Source organism: Pseudomonas sp. UBA6315, assembly GCF_002438125.1.
GTDB lineage: Bacteria > Pseudomonadota > Gammaproteobacteria > Pseudomonadales > Pseudomonadaceae > Aquipseudomonas > Aquipseudomonas faucium.
Window position 1 is genome coordinate 1 of record NZ_DJTF01000115.1, and the last position, 3,712, is coordinate 3,712.

Genomic DNA, 3,712 nt, shown 5'->3' on the forward strand with positions numbered 1-3,712 from the left:
GAACAGCAGAAGTCATCCGAGCAGCCCGTGTCGCCTGGGCGCACTGCCCGTCGCAGCAGGCAAAGGGCTTGAGTAACTCGTTTTTCAATTTTTCTGGAGGTATGACTTGGACATCGATTTCAAGAAGTTGGCTCCCTGGAACTGGTTCAAGAACGAGCAGCAAGAGCAGCAGACCGCCTCTTCCCTGCCGGTGCAGCGCAATGACCTGCCAGCGGCGAGCGGGCCAGTCAGCCCGATCCTGCAACTGCATCGCGAGATCGACCGGCTGTTCGATGACGCGTTCCGGGGCTTCGGTTTTCCGGCGCTGGCCATGCCGCGGCTGCCATCCGATTGGTCGGGCATGCTGAAGCCGGCCCTGGACATCCAGGAAACCGACAAGCAGTACAAGATTGCCCTGGAAGTGCCCGGTGTCGAGGAAAAGGACATCCAGATCACCCTCGACAACGACGTGCTGGTGGTGCGTGGCGAGAAGCGCCAGGAACAGGAGAAGAAGGAAGGTGGCTTCCACCGTGTGGAGCGCTCCTACGGCAGCTTTCACCGCGCCTTGAACCTGCCTGACGACGCCAATCAGGATTCGATCAAGGCATCGTTCAAGAACGGGGTGCTCACGGTCACGATCGACAAGCGCGAGGTCAGCGCGCCGAAGCAGGGACGTTCGATCCCGATCAACAGCTGACGTCGCCGGCTCGTTCGTCACAAGAAAAACCCGGTACGAGACGAGGTGTCGCGGCTCGCGATGCCTCGTCGCCTCAACCTTGTCAACCTTCTCAGGAGCATCAGCATGGCCAGAAAACAATGCCAGGTCTGCGGCCAACCCGCCACCGTGCGGGTGGAAGCCAATCTCAACGGACGTCACAGCACCATGCTGTTGTGCGACGACCATTACCGCCAACTGGTGCGCCAGCAAAAGCGCACCGTCTCGCCGCTGGAAGCCTTGTTCGGCTCGCGCAGCGGCCTGTTCGAGGACTTCCTCGGCAGTGACTTCTTCCGCATCGGCGACGACGCGACGCCCTTTGCCGCCGATACCGATGACGTGGTCGATGCCGTGTTTGGCGAACCCGCCGCCGCAGGTTCGGGTGCACCGCGCCGGCGCGGCAGTGGGCTGGCCAGCCGCATCAGCGAACAGTCGGAAGCCCTGCTGCAAGAGGCCGCCAAACACGCTGCCGAATTTGGCCGCTCCGAGGTGGATACCGAACATCTGCTGCTGGCGCTGGCCGACAGCGACGTGGTCAAGACCATCCTGGGTCAGTTCAAAATCAAGGTCGATGACCTCAAGCGGCAGATCGAGTCCGAGGCCAAGCGCGGGGACAAGCCGTTCGAGGGCGAGATCGGCGTGTCGCCGCGCGTGAAGGATGCGCTCAGCCGCGCCTTCGTGGCCTCCAATGAACTCGGCCATTCCTATGTCGGTCCGGAGCATTTCCTGATCGGTCTGACCGAGGAAGGCGAAGGGCTGGCCGCCAACCTGCTACGCCGCTACGGCCTGACGCCGCAGGCGCTGCGCCAACAGGTCAGCAAGGTGGTCGGCAAAGGCGCCGAGGATGGCCGCGCCGAGACGCCGACCAACACGCCAGAACTCGACAAGTATTCGCGCGACCTCACCAAGATGGCGCGCGAGGGCAAGCTCGATCCGGTCATCGGCCGTGCGCAGGAGATCGAGACCACCATCGAGGTGCTGGCCCGGCGCAAGAAAAACAACCCGGTGTTGATCGGTGAGCCCGGCGTCGGCAAGACCGCCATTGTCGAAGGACTGGCGCAGCGGATGGTCGCCGGCGAAGTGCCCGAGACGCTGCGCGACAAGCGTCTGGTGGAACTCAACATCAACGCCATGGTGGCCGGCGCCAAGTATCGCGGCGAGTTCGAGGAGCGCGTGCAGAAGGTGCTCAAGGAAGTGACCGAGCACCAGGGCGAGATGATTCTCTTCATCGATGAAGTGCACACCATCGTCGGTGCCGGCCAGGGTGGCGGCGAAGGCGGGCTGGACGTGGCCAACGTGTTCAAGCCGATGATGGCGCGCGGCGAGCTGAACCTGATCGGCGCCACCACGCTCAACGAGTATCAGAAGTACATCGAGAAGGACGCCGCGCTGGAGCGTCGTTTCCAGCCGGTGATGGTGCCCGAGCCGACGGTAGCGCAGACCATGATGATCCTGCGCGGCCTGCGCGACACCTTCGAGGCGCACCACAAGGTCAGCATCACCGAGGATGCGATCATCGCCGCCGCCGAGTTGTCGGACCGCTACATCACCGCGCGCTTTTTGCCTGACAAGGCCATCGACCTGCTTGACCAGGCGGCCGCACGCGTGAAGCTGTCGGCCACGGCTCGCCCAGTGGCCGTACAAGAGCTGGAGTCCGAACTGCACCAGTTGCGGCGTGAGCAGGACTACATGGCCTCGCGCAAGCAGTACGACAAGGCCGCCGAGCTGGGCAAGCGCATCGAGGCAAAAGAGGCCGAACTCAAGAAGCTCATCGAAGATTGGGAGCGCGAGCGCGCCTCGGGCAGCGCCGAAGTCAAGGCCGAGCATGTCGCGCAGATCGTCTCGCGCCTGACCGGCATTCCGGTCAACGAGCTGACGGTGGAAGAACGCGAGAAGCTGTTGCATCTGGAACAGCGGCTGCACGAGCGCCTGGTGGGCCAGGACGAAGCGGTGCGCGCGGTGGCCGATGCCGTGCGGTTGTCGCGCGCGGGGCTGCGCGAAGGCGGCAAGCCGGTGGCGACTTTTCTGTTCCTCGGGCCGACCGGCGTGGGCAAGACCGAGCTCGCCAAGGCGCTGGCCGAGTCCATCTATGGCGATGAAGGTGCGCTGCTGCGCATCGACATGTCCGAGTACGGGGAACGCCATACCGTGGCACGCCTGGTGGGCGCGCCTCCGGGTTATGTGGGCTATGACGAGGGCGGCCAGCTCACCGAGAAGGTGCGTCGCAAGCCCTACAGCGTGTTGCTGCTGGACGAGATCGAGAAGGCTCACCCCGACGTCTACAACATCCTGCTGCAGGTGTTCGACGACGGGCGGCTCACCGACGGCAAGGGCCGGGTGGTGGATTTCACCAATACCATCATCATCGCCACCTCGAACTTGGGCTCGGACATCATCCAGCGTCGGCTGAAGGCCCGTAGCGCCGCCGGCGAGGAATACGAGAAGACCAAGTCCGAGGTGATGGACGTGCTGCGCGGACACTTCCGCCCCGAGTTCATCAACCGCATCGACGAGATCATCGTCTTCCATGCGCTGGGCAAGGAGGAGATCCGCCATATCGTCGGCCTGCAGCTCGATCGTGTGGCCCGCAACGCCGCCAGCCAGGGCGTGACGCTGACCTTCGATCAGACCTTGATCGACCACTTCGCGGAGGAAGGCTACAAGCCCGAGTTCGGCGCGCGTGAGCTCAAGCGGTTGATCCGCAGCGAGCTGGAGACGGCACTAGCGCGCGAGATGCTGGGTGGCGGTATCGGCAAGGGCGATCACGCCAGCGCCCGCTGGGACGACAAGGCCGAACGGGTGGTGTTCGAACGCCATGAGTCACCGCAGACTCCGGCCGAGCCAGAGCAGCCGGATGCCGCGAAGGCGGCCGAGGCGCCGCATGGCGACGCGGGTAAGGGCTCTCGCAAGAAGAAGTCGGCGAGCGACGCGTCTTAATGTTGGGAGAGGCTGCCGTGTCCGATCCCATCGGCCTGGCATGGGCAGCCTCCCTGGCCTCGATCGCGGTGGCGGTCGTGG

Annotated in this window: 2 protein-coding genes and 1 pseudogene; all 3 read left to right on the forward strand. The window is 64.2% G+C overall.

The annotated features are described in order from the left end of the window. A pseudogene (locus tag B3E94_RS14185) lies at positions 1-72 on the forward strand (DNA-binding protein); the annotation flags it as partial. A gap of 34 nt (positions 73-106) precedes the next feature. Then, the gene (gene hsp20 / locus B3E94_RS14190; RefSeq protein ID WP_023383121.1) at positions 107-676 is read left to right on the forward strand and encodes a small heat shock protein sHSP20; all 570 of its coding nucleotides are present in this window, start codon (positions 107-109) and stop codon (positions 674-676) included. Positions 677-781: 105 nt separating this feature from the next. Continuing rightward, positions 782-3,631: a heat shock survival AAA family ATPase ClpK gene (clpK, locus tag B3E94_RS14195; RefSeq protein WP_065086370.1), complete on the forward strand. Its 2,850-nt coding sequence runs from the start codon at positions 782-784 to the stop codon at positions 3,629-3,631. Positions 3,632-3,712 lie beyond the last annotated feature (81 nt).